Origin of the sequence: Homoserinibacter sp. YIM 151385 (genome assembly GCF_027912415.1) — a bacterium.
Classification (GTDB): Bacteria; Actinomycetota; Actinomycetes; order Actinomycetales; family Microbacteriaceae; genus Schumannella.
The window spans coordinates 581,613-595,509 of sequence record NZ_CP115175.1 but is presented as its reverse complement, the minus strand read 5'-3'; the positions used below and the strand labels follow the sequence as shown (position 1 = coordinate 595,509).

At 72.1% G+C, this 13,897-nt stretch carries 18 protein-coding genes; 10 read left to right on the top strand and 8 right to left on the bottom strand.

Features of this window, described 5'->3' with window-relative positions; translation table 11 throughout:
- Positions 1-37 precede the first annotated feature (37 nt).
- The 4 genes from OF852_RS02865 to OF852_RS02850 all read right to left on the bottom strand — a co-directional run bounded on the left by OF852_RS02865 (position 38) and on the right by OF852_RS02850 (position 2,680).
- A complete protein-coding gene (locus OF852_RS02865) occupies positions 38-403 on the bottom strand; it encodes an RNA polymerase-binding protein RbpA (RefSeq protein WP_271120308.1) in 366 nt (121 codons plus the stop codon).
- A gap of 106 nt (positions 404-509) precedes the next feature.
- Positions 510-1,289, bottom strand: coding sequence for a glycerophosphodiester phosphodiesterase family protein (locus OF852_RS02860; protein WP_271120307.1), 780 nt, complete (start codon positions 1,287-1,289; stop codon positions 510-512).
- The gene (locus tag OF852_RS02855; protein ID WP_271120306.1) at positions 1,267-2,184 is read right to left on the bottom strand and encodes an SPFH domain-containing protein; all 918 of its coding nucleotides are present in this window, start codon (positions 2,182-2,184) and stop codon (positions 1,267-1,269) included. Before OF852_RS02855 ends, OF852_RS02860 begins: the two co-directional genes overlap by 23 nt.
- Entirely contained in the window at positions 2,177-2,680 is a 504-nt protein-coding gene (locus OF852_RS02850; RefSeq protein WP_271120305.1) for an NfeD family protein, read from the bottom strand. Before OF852_RS02850 ends, OF852_RS02855 begins: the two co-directional genes overlap by 8 nt.
- An 85-nt stretch (positions 2,681-2,765) precedes the next feature.
- On the opposite strand from OF852_RS02850, the gene OF852_RS02845 reads away from it, so the two are divergent.
- From OF852_RS02845 to OF852_RS02835, 3 genes are read left to right on the top strand one after another with little or no spacing between them, the layout of a single operon-like run.
- Positions 2,766-3,545: an SDR family oxidoreductase gene (locus OF852_RS02845; protein ID WP_271120304.1), complete on the top strand. Its 780-nt coding sequence runs from the start codon at positions 2,766-2,768 to the stop codon at positions 3,543-3,545.
- Complete coding sequence (locus OF852_RS02840) at positions 3,545-5,539, top strand: S9 family peptidase (RefSeq protein WP_271120303.1); 1,995 nt, start codon at positions 3,545-3,547, stop codon at positions 5,537-5,539. The genes OF852_RS02845 and OF852_RS02840 overlap by 1 nt, the downstream gene beginning before the upstream one ends.
- Positions 5,506-5,997: an NUDIX hydrolase gene (locus OF852_RS02835; RefSeq protein ID WP_271120302.1), complete on the top strand. Its 492-nt coding sequence runs from the start codon at positions 5,506-5,508 to the stop codon at positions 5,995-5,997. The genes OF852_RS02840 and OF852_RS02835 overlap by 34 nt, the downstream gene beginning before the upstream one ends.
- A gap of 12 nt (positions 5,998-6,009) precedes the next feature.
- Here the strand turns inward: OF852_RS02835 and OF852_RS02830 are convergent, their stop codons facing one another.
- From OF852_RS02830 to hisD, 3 genes are read right to left on the bottom strand one after another with little or no spacing between them, the layout of a single operon-like run.
- Complete coding sequence (locus OF852_RS02830) at positions 6,010-7,473, bottom strand: purine-cytosine permease family protein (RefSeq protein WP_271120301.1); 1,464 nt, start codon at positions 7,471-7,473, stop codon at positions 6,010-6,012.
- 35 nt (positions 7,474-7,508) lie between these two features.
- Positions 7,509-8,306 (bottom strand): nitrilase-related carbon-nitrogen hydrolase, encoded by a 798-nt coding sequence (locus OF852_RS02825; RefSeq protein WP_271120300.1) that lies wholly within the window; start codon positions 8,304-8,306, stop codon positions 7,509-7,511.
- A complete protein-coding gene (gene hisD, locus OF852_RS02820; protein WP_271120299.1) occupies positions 8,303-9,622 on the bottom strand; it encodes a histidinol dehydrogenase in 1,320 nt (439 codons plus the stop codon). Before hisD ends, OF852_RS02825 begins: the two co-directional genes overlap by 4 nt.
- Positions 9,623-9,694: 72 nt before the next feature.
- On the opposite strand from hisD, the gene OF852_RS02815 reads away from it, so the two are divergent.
- Genes OF852_RS02815 through OF852_RS02805 form a run of 3 tightly spaced genes read left to right on the top strand, consistent with a single transcriptional unit; the run spans position 9,695 to position 11,562 of the window.
- Positions 9,695-10,624 carry a LysR family transcriptional regulator gene (locus OF852_RS02815; protein ID WP_271120298.1) on the top strand — a complete coding sequence of 310 codons (930 nt, stop codon included), beginning with the start codon at positions 9,695-9,697 and terminating at the stop codon, positions 10,622-10,624.
- Positions 10,625-10,677: 53 nt separating this feature from the next.
- The gene (locus OF852_RS02810; protein WP_271120297.1) at positions 10,678-11,223 is read left to right on the top strand and encodes a hypothetical protein; all 546 of its coding nucleotides are present in this window, start codon (positions 10,678-10,680) and stop codon (positions 11,221-11,223) included.
- 57 nt (positions 11,224-11,280) lie between these two features.
- A complete protein-coding gene (locus OF852_RS02805) occupies positions 11,281-11,562 on the top strand; it encodes a hypothetical protein (RefSeq protein WP_271120296.1) in 282 nt (93 codons plus the stop codon).
- On the opposite strand, the gene OF852_RS02800 is transcribed toward OF852_RS02805, so the two are convergent.
- A complete protein-coding gene (locus OF852_RS02800; RefSeq protein WP_271120295.1) occupies positions 11,559-11,939 on the bottom strand; it encodes a hypothetical protein in 381 nt (126 codons plus the stop codon). The genes OF852_RS02805 and OF852_RS02800 overlap by 4 nt on opposite strands.
- 440 nt (positions 11,940-12,379) lie before the next feature.
- Here OF852_RS02800 and ssb point away from each other — a divergent pair, with 440 nt between their 5' ends.
- The 4 genes from ssb to OF852_RS02780 all read left to right on the top strand — a co-directional run bounded on the left by ssb (position 12,380) and on the right by OF852_RS02780 (position 13,832).
- Positions 12,380-12,832, top strand: coding sequence for a single-stranded DNA-binding protein (gene ssb, locus OF852_RS02795; protein ID WP_271120294.1), 453 nt, complete (start codon positions 12,380-12,382; stop codon positions 12,830-12,832).
- Positions 12,833-12,938: 106 nt separating this feature from the next.
- On the top strand, positions 12,939-13,112 hold the full coding sequence (locus OF852_RS02790; protein WP_271120293.1) for a hypothetical protein: 174 nt from the start codon (positions 12,939-12,941) through the stop codon (positions 13,110-13,112).
- Positions 13,109-13,258: a hypothetical protein gene (locus OF852_RS02785; protein WP_271120292.1), complete on the top strand. Its 150-nt coding sequence runs from the start codon at positions 13,109-13,111 to the stop codon at positions 13,256-13,258. Before OF852_RS02790 ends, OF852_RS02785 begins: the two co-directional genes overlap by 4 nt.
- Positions 13,259-13,676: 418 nt before the next feature.
- Positions 13,677-13,832 (top strand): hypothetical protein, encoded by a 156-nt coding sequence (locus tag OF852_RS02780; protein WP_271120291.1) that lies wholly within the window; start codon positions 13,677-13,679, stop codon positions 13,830-13,832.
- Positions 13,833-13,897 lie beyond the last annotated feature (65 nt).

Below are 13,897 nucleotides of genomic sequence, written 5' to 3'. Positions count from 1 at the left end.
CGTACCCGACGCGCCTGGTCCTGTGGGGGATCCGAGCCTAGGCGGAGCGCTTCGCTCCGCCTCGGCGGGCCCGGAGCAGCTCGAGCCGCTCCTGGAGGAGCTCCTCGAGCTCGTCGCGGGTGCGGCGCTCGAGCAGCATGTCCCAGTGGGTGCGGGGGGTCTTCGTCTCGACCTCCTCGACCTCGACGAGCGCGCCGTCGTCGCCGACGAGACGCCCCTCCTCACCCGTCTTGGGCGAGGGCCAGACATCCGGGATGTCGGCCTCCGCGGCGAACGTGACCTCGAAGGTCAGCCCCTCGGCCGTGCGATATGTGGACTTCTTGCGCGGCGAGAACTCGACCCCGATTTCGCTCTGTAGGCTCTGGGATCCGAGTCGCATGCCGCGCAGACTGCGATCTGCCATCGTGTGGCCTCCTCTGCGCTGTACCCAGGTCTAACGCAAGGGTCCTCCTCGGGATGCCCGATCCACGGCCGATCCAGACCATTCACAGGGCATTGCCCGGCGGCGGTCATGCGCGGGCGGCGAGCACCTCGACCGCGAGATCGGCCCGGTCGGTGACGAGTCCGTCGACGCCCAGATCCAGGAGGCGGTGCATCTCGGCCGGGTCGTTGACCGTCCAGATGTGGAGCTCGACCCCGGCGGCGCGGATCGCCTCGACGGCGCCTCGGGGAACGAGGTCGATGCCTTTCGCGCGCGGCGGGATCTGCACGGCGTCGATCCCGCGGACCAGGCGCCGCACGGCGGCCCGGGCGCCGAGCCGAGCCGCGAGGAGGAGCGGCGCGACCTCGGAGGCCGAGAGGGAGGTCGCGACGCCGGGGAGGCCCTCGACGACCGCGCGTCGGCGCGACCTGCTGAAGGACGAGATCAGCACGCGGTCGATCGCCCGCGCCTCGCGGATCGCCGCGATCGTCGGCGCGATCGCGTCCTCGGACTTGATGTCGATGTTGAAGCGCGCGTCCGGGAATGCGTCGAGCGCCTCCGCGAGGGAGCTGTAGCCCTGCGCCTCGCCGAGCGGGATCCGACGGAGCTCCGCCATCGTCAGCTGCGCGACCCGCACATCCCGCCCCGCGACGCGAACCAGATCGGGGTCGTGGCTCACGACCGAGACCCCGTCGGCCGAGCCGTGCACGTCGGTCTCGAGGTGCGTGACCCCGATCGCGAGCGCCTTGGCGAAGGCGAGCAGGGAGTTCTCCGGGGCCTCGAGCGCGAGGCCCCGGTGCGCGAGGATGCGCGGGGGAGCCGGGGAGAGGAAGCCCTCGCCCCCGCTACTGGCCGGGCGGCGTGCCACGGGGCGCGAAGAAGCCCTCGCCGATGCCCTTGAGGGCCTCGGTGAGCTCGGAGGGGATGATCCACATCTTGTTGGAGTCGCCCTCGGCGAGCTTCGGCAGGGTCTGCAGGTACTGGTACGCGAGCAGCTTCGAGTCCGGGTTGCCGGCGTGGATCGCGGTGAAGACGGTCTGGATGGCCTCGGCCTCGCCCTGCGCGCGCAGCACCGCGGCCTTCGCCTCGCCCTCGGCGCGGAGGATGTCCGACTGCCGGCGCCCCTCCGCCTCGAGGATCTGCGACTGCTTCGTGCCCTCGGCCGTGAGGATCGCGGCGCGGCGGTCGCGCTCGGCGCGCATCTGCTTCTCCATGGAGTCCTGGATCGAGACGGGCGGGTCGATCGCCTTGAGCTCGACGCGGCCCACGCGGATGCCCCACTTTCCGGTCGCCTCGTCGAGGACGATGCGGAGCTGGCCGTTGATGTTGTCGCGGCTGGTCAGCGCCTCCTCGAGGTTGAGCCCGCCGACGACGTTGCGGAGCGTCGTCGTGGTGAGCTGCTCGACGGCGCCCAGGTAGTTCGCGATCTCATAGGTCGCGGCGCGCGCGTCCGTGACCTGGAAGTACACGACCGTGTCGATCGAGACGACGAGGTTGTCCTCGGTGATGACCGGCTGCGGCGGGAACGAGACGACCTGCTCGCGCATGTCGACGAGCGGACGGAGCCGGTCGATGAAGGGCACGAGCAGGTTGAGGCCCGGCTGGAGGGTCTTGTGGTACTTCCCGAGGCGCTCGACGACGCCGGCGTAGGCCTGCGGGATGATCCGGATCGAGCGGAAGAGCATCACGATCACGAAGATCGCGACGACGACGAGCAGCGCGATGATGAAGAACTGGCCGATGAAGGCCCCGGAGTCAAGCATCCTCGCTCCTTTCTGCGGTGGGACTGGCGGTGGGAGCGGGCGCGACCTCGGCGGTCGCGCCGTGGATGCGGGTGACGACGATCCGGGCGCCCTGATCGAGCGGGATGTCGGTCGCGCCCGCGGGGGAGCGGCGCGCGGTCCAGGTCTCGCCGTTGTCGAGCTTGACCGTGCCGGCGCCGTCGGCGAAGGCGACCGTGACGCGCCCGCCGAGGCCGTGGAGCGCATCCACGTTGCTCGGGGTCGGATCGGCGCCCTTCTTGAGGGTCCTGAGCAGGAGCGGCCGGATGGTGAAGAGCAGCAGCGCCGAGACGACCGCCGCCGTGCCGATCTGGGCCCACCACGGCGCGCCGATGAGGTTCATGCCGAGCCCGCCGACGAGCGAGCCCGCCGCGAGCATGAGGAAGGTGAACTCGAGGGTCACGAGCTCGACGATCACGAACAGCACCACGAACACGAGCCAGACGATCCAGAGGTACTGGGTGAGGTCGGGGAACATCGGCACCCTCTCGTCGCGCGGGATGTCATGGCGACGCTATCACCGTGAGGACGACTCAGACGGCGGCGCGCAGTAGGGTCGGAGGGTGGATTCGACTGACACCCCCAACGTCCTCCCCGCAGGCGCCCTCGCGGGCAAGCGCGCCCTCGTGACGGGCTCCTCGCGCGGCATCGGCGCCGACACGGCGCAGTTCCTCGCGGCGGCCGGTGCGAAGGTCGTCATCAACTACCGCAACAAGGCCGCCCGCGCCGACAAGGTCGTGGGCCGGATCGAGGCGGCCGGGGGCGAGGCGATGGCCATCGGCGCCGACCTCACCGACCCGGCCTCGCGTCGAGCGCTGTTCGAGACGATCCGCACCGAGTGGGCGGGGCTCGACATCCTCGTCCTCAACGCCTCCGGCGGCATGGAGCAGGGCATGGCCGAGGACTACGCCATGCAGCTCAACCGCGACGCGCAGGTCGCGCTCCTCGAGGCGGCGATCCCGCTGCTCGCGGAGGGCAGCCGGGTCGTCTTCGTGACGAGCCACCAGGCGCACTTCATCAACACGGTCGAGACGATGGACGAGTACGACGTCGTCGCCCGCTCGAAGCGCGCGGGCGAGGATGGGCTGCGCGCCCGGATCCTCGAGCTCGAGTCCGCCGGGATCTCCTTCGTGGTCGTCTCGGGCGACATGATCGAGGGCACCATCACCGCGACGCTCCTCGAGCGCGCGAACCCGGGTGCGATCCAGTCGCGCCGCGAGGACGCGGGCCGTCTCTACAACGTCTCGGAGTTCGCGGCGGAGGTCGCGAAGGCGGCGGTCGAGCCCATCCCCGAGAACCACACCCGCTACGTCGGCGACGTCTCGGGCTTCCAGGGCGCCTGATGCGGGCCGCCGACCTCGAGCTCCTCACGACCGTCGGCCTTCCCTCGCTCCACCCCGACGGGTCCTGGGCGGTCGTGGCGACCTCGCGGCCGGACCTCGACGCCGACGCGAACGTCGGGCAGCTCTGGAGCGTGGCCCTCGAGGGCGGCGCACCGCGGCGCCTGACCCGAGGCCGCGCCGACCGCTCGCCGGCGTTCTCGCCCGACGGCTCCGCGATCGCCTTCCTGCGCCCGGTCGACGGCCGTCCCCAGCTGCACCTCCTCGACGCCCGCGGCGGCGAGCCGCTGGCGATCACGGCGCAGCCGCTCGGCGTGAGCGGCTTCACGTGGTCGCCCGACGGCGCGCGGATCGTGTTCGCGGCCCGCGTGCCGGAGCCGGGCCGCTACGGCACGGTCGAGGGGCTCGCGGCGGAGGCGGAGCCCGCGCGGCGCTTCACGGCGCTCGGCACGAAGTCGAACGGGCTCGGCTGGTCGCGTGATCGCCGCACGCAGCTCTTCGTGCTCGAGGTGCCGTCGCTCGACGCGGAGCCGCACTACGACCCGGCACCCCGCCCGGGCGACGAGCCCTCGGGGGATGCTGCCTCGCGCCTGCCCGAGGCGCGGCAGCTCACCTTCGCCGACGCCGATCACGCCAGCCCGGCGCTCAGCCCCGACGGCTCGCGCGTCGCCTTCATCGCATCCCTCCACGATTCCCGCGAGGACGACCTCCGCTCGGACGTGTGGGAGCTCCCGATCGACGCCGACGAGTCGTCGGAGCCGCGTCGGCGCACGGACGAGCACCCGCTCTCGATCGTCGACCTGCTCTGGGGCCCGGACGACCGCCTCTGGTTCATCGCCCAGGACCTCGGCCCCACGGCCCTCGACTTCGTCGCGCGCAATGCGGCCCTCCATCTCGTGGACGGGGAGCGGGTGACCCGGCTGACCGACCCCGATGCGCACGACCTGGCGGAGATCGGCGCGCACCTCTCGCAGGCCGGGCCGGGTGCGGTGCTCGCGCAGGACCGCGTCCGCGGCCGCGTGCCCCTGCTGCGCATCGACGACGCGGGGCGCGTCGAGGTGCTCGCAGCGGGTGACATCGAGGTCTCCGGGCACGCGAGCGCGGGGGAGGCCGTGGTCGTCGCGCTCGCGGCTCCGGACTCGCTCGGCGAGCTCGCGCGCGTCGAGCCGGACGGTCGCCTCACCCGGCTCACGGACTTCGGCGCGGCCGCGCGCTCGACCGGACTCGTCGCACCCGTCGAGCTCGAGGTCGTGGGACGATCCGGCCATCCCGTGCACGGCTGGGTCGCGATCCCGCCGGGGGAGGGGCCGCATCCCGTGCTCCTCAACATCCACGGCGGGCCCTTCGCGAGCTACGGCGTGCACCTCTTCGACGAGACGCAGGTGTACGTGGATGCGGGCTACGCGGTCGTCTACGGCAACCCGCGCGGCTCGGCGGGCTACGGACAGGCGCACGGGCGAGCCATCAAGGAGGCGATGGGCACGGTCGACCTCGACGACGTGCTCGACCTCCTCGACGGCGCCGTCGCGGCCCACCCCGAGCTCGACGGCGAGCGCACGGCCGTCCTCGGCGGCTCCTACGGCGGCTACCTCACGGCCTGGACGATCGCGCACGACCATCGGTTCCGCGCGGCGGTCGTGGAGCGGGGGTTCCTCGACCCGGAGGTCTTCATCGGCACGAGCGACATCGGCGGGTTCTTCGCGGACGAGTACACCGGCAGGGAGGCGGCGCACCGCGCGACGCAGAGCCCGCAGGCGGTCGTCGACCAGGTGACGACGCCGACGCTCGTCCTGCATTCCGAGCTCGACCTCCGTTGCCCGCTGTCGCAGGCGGAGCGCTACTACTCGGCGCTCAAGCGCAACGGCGTCGAGACCGAGCTCGTCGTCTTCCCGGGGGAGGACCACGAGCTGAGCCGGGCGGGCCGACCGCGCCACCGGCTCGAGCGCTTCGAGATCATCCTCGAGTGGCTCGCGCGGTATATCCCGGCGTCGACATGAACGCGGCGCCGCGATTCCGCGCCACCTCGCGGGTGATCCTCGTGGACGACGCGGGTCGGGCGCTGCTGTTCCTCAATCACGGCAAGACGCACGCCGTCGCGCCGCGCTGGATCACGCCGGGCGGCGGCGTCGACCCGGGGGAGACGCACGACGAGGCCGCGATCCGCGAGGTGCGCGAAGAGACCGGGCTCCGGATCGAGATCCTGCCGGCCCCCTTCCGCGAGGAGGACTTCGAGCCCGACCAGCGCTGGCATCCCTACACGGAGGGTCACCGGGCCTGGTACGGCATCACGGTCGAGCGCTTCGAGCCCGTGCGCGACGGCTGGACGGAGGAGGAGCTGCGCGATGTCGTGCGCTGGGCCTGGTTGAGCCCGGAGGAGCTCGCCGCCGATGGCCACGAGTGCGAGCCGCGTGAGCTGCCGGAGCTCATCCGCGCCGTCTCCGCGGCGGCCGGCTAGGCCGCGCCCCGCTCAGCGCGAGCCGTCGAAGGCGACCGAGCTCGGCCCGCCGGCGTGCGCGTCCTCCTCCGCGAGCCGGCGCTCCTCGCCGAGGTCGAGCGAGCGGGCGAGCAGGAGGTAGACGAGGGCGGAGACGCCGAGCCCCACGAAGAGTGCCACGTCGATCCCGCCCATGGCCGTCGCGACCGGCCCCGTGAAGAAGGAGGTCACGACGAAGGGCACCATCGCGAGGATGCCGAGCCCGTAGGCGAGCAGCCCGCGCCAGCCCCAGTTGCCGTACACGCCGCCGGGGACGAAGATCTCGCGCACCGCGTAGCGTCCGCGCCGCACGAAGTAGTAGTCGACGAGGTTGACGGAGGTCCACGGCACGAGCACGTAGAGCAGGACGACGAGGAAGCTGCTGAAGTTGTCGAGGAACTCGCCCGTGCTGAGGACGGCGCCGAGGAGGCCGGCGACGCCGACGACCGTGCAGGCGAGGATGCGAACGCGCCGGCTCGGCGTGATGGGGCGGAAGGAGTCGACGATCGTCACGAGCTCCAGCGCGGCAGCGTAGATGTTGACGGTGATGACGCTGATGAGCCCGGGGATGCCGGCGATGAGCAGCCAGAACCCGGAGCCGGGCAGGACCGCGTCGGCCGCGTCCCGGACGCCCTCGAGCGGCGAGACCCCGGCGTAGAGCGCGGCGACGAAAGCGCCGAGGACCATGAGCCAGGCGCCGCCGAGGAACACGCCGCCGAAGGTGTGGACGAGCGCGGCCCGCGAGCTCGTCTGCGGGGGCAGGTAGCGGGAGTAGTCGGAGACGTAGGGCGCCCAGCCGAGGCCGTAGGCGGCGGCACCGCCGAACTGGACGAGGAACGGTCCCCAGGCGAAGCCCTCGAGGCTGAGCTGCGCGGCGTCGAGGGGCAGGACGATCGCGGCGGCGACGGTGAAGACGCCGAAGGTCACGAGGAAGAGCGCCGTCAGCCACTTCTGGGTCGCATGGATCCAGTGGTAGCCCCAGATCGCGAGCAGGAGCGCGAGGGCCGTGATGACGACGTACCAGAGATCCGGCGCGTCGATGCCGGTCGTCATGACGACGACGTCGGCGGCGAGCATCTGATTGAAGATGTTGAAGCCGACGATGCTGAAGACGACGACGGCGCAGATCAGCACGACGCCGCGGTAGCCGAACTGCGCACGCGACTGGATCATCTGGGGGAGGCCGAGCTGGGGCCCCTGGGCCGAGTGGAACGCGGTGAACACCGTGCCGACGGCCATGCCGAGCACGATTGCGATCACGGAGCTCAGGAAGCTCGCGCCGAGCGCGGCGCCGAGCATGCCCGTCGCGAGCGTCGTGAGCTGCGCGTTCGACATGAACCAGAGGGGGAACAGCGTGCGCGGGCGCCCGCGGCGCTCGCCGATGGGCACCCAGTCGATCGACTTGCTCTCGATCGCGCGAACGGGCGCGGGGGCGGTGGTGGAGCCGTCGGCGGTCATCTCTCAGCCTTCTTCTCGGGTGGTCGGGGCGGTCGTCAGCGGTAGTGCTCGGGGCGGCGGTCGGCGAGCGCGTCGTTGCGGGGGCCGAGGCGCCGGTCGCCGGGGATCTCGACCTCGGCGTGCAGGGGACCGGCGGGTGAGGCCGCGACGACCCAGCCCTCGGCGGAGACGATGCAGCTGCCCCCGGTCCACTCGACGCCGCGCTCGCTCCCGTGCCGGTCGGCGACGACGACGGGGAGGCGGGAGGACCGGGCCGCCGCCATCGCCTGGACGACCTCGGGCGCCCGCTCGCCGGCGGGCCTCGGCACGAGCGGCCAGTTCGAGGGGAGCGCAAGCACCTCGGCGCCTTGCAGCGCGAGCGCGCGCGGCACCTCGGGGAACTCGTTGTCATAGCAGATCGCGACGCCGAGGCGGCCGACCGGGGTCTCGAGCACGGGCGCGGCGGCCGCACCCGGCATCCAGAGGTCCGGCTCGTCGCCCCACAGGTGCACCTTTCGGTACACGCCGAGCACGCCGTCCGCCGTGAGCACGGCGGCGCTGTTCGCGAGCGAGTCCTCCGCGAGCTCTGCAAAGCCGATCACCGCGACGGCGCCATCGGGGAGGTCTCGCCCGAGTGCGGCGAGGCGCTCGTCCTCGCCGTGCAGCGCGGCGGCTCGTGCCTCGTCCGGGCTCGCGAGGCTGTAGCCGCTCGTCGCGAGCTCGGGCAGCACGATGAGCGCCGCGCCCGCCGCCGCGGCATCCATGACGGCGCGCTCGATCGTGGCGAGGTTCGCGTCGAGCGCACCCGTGCGGATGGGCGGCGACACCGCGGCGACCCGGAGCGTGCGGCTCATGAGGAGGCGGCCTCGATCCGGATGAGGGCCGTGTCACGGTGGGCCGCCATCCCCTCGGACTGCGAGATCGTGACGACCGCCGGCGCGAGCTCCGCCGTCGCCGCCCGCTCGACCCGCTGCCAGGTGAGCGGCTTGAGGAAGCGCGAGACGGAGAGCCCGGCCGAGTGGCGCGCCACCCCGGCGGTCGGGAGCACGTGGTTCGTCCCCGCCATGCCCTTGTCCGAGTAGGCGACCGTGCTCCACGGGCCGAGGAAGATCGAGCCGTAGTTGCGGAGGCGGTCGTGATACCAGGCATCGTCGGAGGTCATGAGCTCGAGGTGCTCCGGCGCGAGGTCGTCCATGAGCCGTGCCGCGCTCTCGCGGTCGGCGGCGACCGTGACCGAGCCGTGGTCGCGCCACGCCGGCCCGGCGATCTCGGCCGTCTCGAGGCTCGCGAGTCGCGAGTCGACCGCCGCCACGACGCGCTCGGCGAGCTCGGGGGAGGTCGTGATGAGGGCGGCGGGGGAGTTCGTGCCGTGCTCGGCCTGGCCCAGCAGGTCGGCCGCGACCCAATCCGGGTCAGCCGTCTCGTCGGCGATGACCGCGACCTCCGACGGACCGGCGGGCAGGTCGATCGCGACGCGCCCGTAGAGCTGGCGCTTCGCCTCCGCCACGAAGGCGTTGCCGGCGCCGACCAGCATGTCGACCGGCTCCTCGCCGAGCAGGCCGAAGGCCATGGCGGCGAGCGCCTGCACACCGCCGAGCACGAAGACGCGGTCGGCGCCGGCGAGGTGCGCCGCGTAGACGACTGCGTCGTTGGCCCCGCCGTCTGGCTGCGGCGGCGTGCAGGCGAGCACGGTGGGGACTCCCGCCTCCTTCGCGACGCCGACGGTCATGAAGGCGGATGCCGTGAGCGGGAAGCGCCCAGCCGGCAGATAGGCGCCGACCCGGGCGAGCGGCACGTAGCGCACGCCCGTGCGGAGGCCGGGGACGGGCTCCTCCTCGAAGTCGGCGAGGTGCGCGCGGGTCGCGGCGGCGAAGGCCCGGGTCCTCGCGGAGCCCAACTCGATCGCCTCGCGCAGTGCCGGGTCGAGGCGGTCACCGCTCGAGGCCACCTGGTCGGGGGAGAGCTCGACCTCCGGCGAGCTCCAGCCGTCGAGGCGCTCGGCGTGCCGGAGCACGGCGTCCATCCCCTGGCGCTCGATCTCGAGCAGCATGGCGGAGACGGTGTCGCGGACCCGCGGGTCGAGCTGGGCGGCGGGCCCGGGCGCGGCCGGCACCTTGACGAGGCGCAGACGGTCCGAGAGGGATTCGAGGACGCGGTGGCTGAAGTGCATGAGGCGACGCTAGCGAGCCGGTGTCGCATAGGACAACGACGACATGTTCGAGGCCTGCCATAGGCTTCACCTATGCAGATCGCGCAGCTCCGGGCCTTCCTCGCGGCCGTCGACACCGGCACCTTCACGGCGGCCGCCGCGCGCCTCGGGGTCGCGCAGCCGACCGTGTCGGAACTGATCCGGCGGCTCGAATCCGACGCCGGCCTGCAGTTCTTCGTGCGCGGGGGGCGGCGTCTCGTCCTCACGGCCGCGGGGCGCGAGCTGCTGCCGTGGGCCCGCCGGGTCGTCGACGGCGTCGACGGCGCCGACGAGACGCTCCGGGCCGTGCGCGGGGTGACGGCGGGGGAGGCGAGCTTCGGAGTGCTCCGCAATGCCGAGCACTACGTGCTCTCCGGTCTCGCCGAGCGCTTCCATCGGGCGCATCCCGGGGTCCGCGTCCGGCTCGTCGGCCAGAACTCGGTCGAGGTCGCGCACGCCGTCAGGGACGGCGGGCTCGAGGCTGGGCTCGTCGTGCTCCCGATCGACGACGCGGGCCTCGCCGTGACGCCGCTGCTGCGCGACGAGGTCGTGTGGGTGACCTCCGAGCGCGGGCGCTCCCGCCGCCACATGACGATCGAGCGGATCGCCCAGCGGCCGCTCATCCTCTACGACGCGCACTACGGCGAGCAGGATCCCACGCGGCGCCAGCTCGCGGAGCGCGCCCAATCGGCTGGCATCCGCCTCGAGCCGGCCATCGAGGTCGAGAACGCCGCAACCGCGCTGGATCTCGTCGCACGCGGCCTCGGCGAGACCATGGTCGCGACCGCCGTGACCCGCAGCCCGGCCTTCGGCCCGGAGCTCCACGCCGTCGGCTTCGCGGAGCCGCTCTTCGACGTCATCGCGCTCGTGACCCGCGAGCACGCGACGCTGTCGCCCATGACGGAGCGGCTCGTGGCCGTCGCGACCGACATGCTGCTCGCCGCGGCGGGACGCGGCGCGACTGTCGCACCGACGCCGCGCTGACCGGGAGGTGCGGTGGCGTGGATCGTATAGCGCCGATAATGCACATTGCGCGGATGCTTCGGGGGAAGCAGCGGGCCGAGAAGTACGTGCGAAAGACGGCGGTCTGGCGCTCGAGCACCGATGCGCGGACCGGTGAGGTTCGCAAGCGTCGCCGGAAGGTGAATCGCCGGGTGAAGTACATGCGGGGTCACCGCGGATTCGTGAGCGTGAACGACGGTGTTGCGGCGGCGGCGGATATCGCTCGTCTCGTGAAGTGGTGGCGCGAGGACCGCGCGCTGATGTACGGCGAGGTGACGGAGGCCCCGGCGGGCATGGCTCCGATGGGCGCGGTCGAGCTGCTGAGCCTGCTGACGCTCGATCGCGGCGTCCTGGACGACGACGCCGGCTTCCACTTCGCGGACTGCGTGTGTCGCGCGGACTGGTCGTGCTCGAAGGAGCTGCGGGCGGGCGACTCTGAGGTTCACCAGGCGTTCGCCGCCGCTGAGGCGGTCGCTTCGACGGTGCCGGGCGCGCGGTCAGATGCGCCTAGCTTCGCGGATCGGCTCGTCTCAGGCGATCCGGAGACGCGTGAGCGTCTTGCGTCCCTCTATCGCTTCTGAGCGATCGCGGATCAACTGCGGTTGATTCTGAGCTCGCGGATCAACTACCGTTGATCCATGACGGAGCTCCGTGCGCAGCTTGAGCAGGTGGCCGCGTCGATGGCCGCTCTTCCTAGGGCGGACGGCGGTGACCTTGGGAATCTCGCGGCTATGCGCGCCGAGCTGGACGCGATCATTGAGCGCCGGGTGATTCAGCTTCGCCAGCGCGGTTGGCGATCGGGCGGCGCCGTCCACTGGTCGGTGATCGGAGACGCGCTCGGCATGACGCCCCAGGGAGCGCAGCAGCGATACCGTGATGCCCTGAAGAAGCAGGAGCGGTACCCCGGCTCCACGCTCTAGATCGCCTCGCCGCAGTGTGGGCAGACGGTCGGCCAGGGGCTGCGCTCGATCGCGATCGCGTCGAAGGTCTCGACGTCGTGAGCTTCGACGCGGATCGGTAGCCGGCTCTTCCATCGGCGGAACTCTGCGTCGGCTATCTCGCGCATCCGGTGTGCCAAGAAGGCGCTGCCGAGGGGCTCGGGGCTGATCTGCGACCAGGTGGGCCGGCTGCTGACCGTGATCCGCGATCGCACCTTCGATCCCAGCCCTGGTGTCTCTCTCGGCGGCTCGAATGTCTCCCGATCGGTGATTGCGCGCAGGCGGGCACGGTCGTCGTGGCGTGCCGGCGTGAGCGTGCTCGGCTCGGCTGCTGTTCGCCCCTCGTGCTGGATCGTCATCCCCTCCTCGATGGCAAGGGAATGCGTGGGCCGAGGCCCGGAGCGGAGCGGAGGGTGTCGGCGCGCGCGTTCCCGCGGCAGCCCTCGACGCGGTGCCGGCCGCCTCCTCGACGCTCCGACGGCAGCCTGGACGCCAGGTGTCGGACGCCCGTAGCGAGCCGCCCGCTCGGACGGATCGCCCGGGTCGATCGGCAGCGCCGCGGGCGGCTGCCGGCGTGCGCTGAGGGTCGGTCCGTCCGGAGCGTCAGCGGAGGGCGGATCGGACCGACTGGGGTCCGGGGGACGAGTCCCCCGGCTGGGGCCGGGCCAGCGGCCCGCGGCCACCTGAGCATCGTTCGTTGACCCCATTTCGGGAGGGTTCCGGGGGGCATTCCGGCCGGGCCCGTGGCGCTGGGCTTGTTATATGCGCCACAGTCTCCAACAACGCCCTAGGCAACCTGATGAGAGGCACGAGCATGGCGAACGAGACGACCCTGACGCTGGTCGGGAACCTGACCGCCGATCCGGAGCTGCGGCACACGCAGGCCGGTCTTCCGGTCGCGAACTTCGGGGTCGCGTGCACGGCGCGCAACCTGAACCGCGACTCGGGGGAGTGGGACGACCAGCCGACGGTCTTCTGGCGGGTGACGGTCTGGCGCGATCAGGCGAAGCACGTCGCTGAGTCGCTGCGCAAGGGCGTCCAGGTGATCGTCGTCGGCCACGCGGTGCAGACCTCGTGGCCGGACAAGGACACCGGCAAGCAGCGTTCCTCGATCGAGGTCGTGGCCTCGCACGTCGGGCCGGCGTTGCAGTTCGCGACGGCCACGGTCTCGCGTACCGGTCGCTCCGGCGACGGGCTCCCGGGTGACCCCGCCGCGCGCAAGCAGCCGGTCGCGGCGGGAGCGCCGTTCTGATGGGCGGCGTCGTGCACGAGGTCCCGGAGGCGACGGCGTTTGACCGGATCGTCGGCTACGACGTGCCGGTGGACCCGGCGTCGCTGATCGATTGCGAGTCCTGCCAGTGAGCCGCCGATCCGAGGAGCGCGCGTACCGCGACGGATACGACGATGGCCGTCTCATCGGTCGGATCGTCGCGGAGCCGCGCTCGATCGTCGGACCGCTGCTTGGCGGTCTCTGGCTCGGGTTCGTGCTCTTCCTGCTCGTGCCGGTCCTCGTCGTGGCGGCGCGCTCGTGAGCGGCGAGCTCGTCCCGGACGTGGATCTCTGGCCGGCGGTGACGATCGCGGCGACGCTCGCCGCTGTCCTCTGGATGGGCGCGGCGGTGCTCATGGCGTCGCCTCGGCTTCGTCACCGGCTCCGCAGGATCGGGGCGGACTCGTGATCTGCCCGTCCTGCCGTGGTGTGATGCGGCCGCTCTCCGTGGGCGGGCGGTTCGTGTCGTGCAACGTCTGCGCAATCGTCGGAGAGCTGCTGGTCTCGAACCGACCTGTCCTGGCGGTCGCGTCGTGACCCCGGCGGAGGAGCTGGTGCAGTTCGCGCTGGGCCTGCGAGAGCCGATCCGTCTCGTGCTCGGTCTGCTCGCCTTCGTCCTCGGTGGCGCGTCCGTGGCGGTGTTCAAGTGAGCGCCGCGCTCGTCATCCTCGTGCCGGCGTACGGCCTCGTCGTCGCCGTGCTGCTCGTCCGCGACGCCTTCATGGAGGCGTCGTCGTGACGATGACCACTGAACTCGCTCAGCTGTTCATGCTGGGTGCCGTGATGGTGCTGACGCACCGGCTAGCAATCGGAAGGAGGTGAACAGTATGGGTGCAACGAACTCCGTCGGCTCCGCCTTCGTGGCCGCGCTCGGCGACATCCAGGGCGAGCTCTGGATCGCGATCCCCGTGGGCCTCACGATCTTCGGCATCATCTACGGCCTCGGCCTCGTCAAGAAGGCCGGCAAGAAGGCCGCGAGCTGACCCGTCAGCTCACTTCAGCGCCGCTCACCGACCCCCCTCGGTGGGCGGCGCTGTCCGCATCCCGC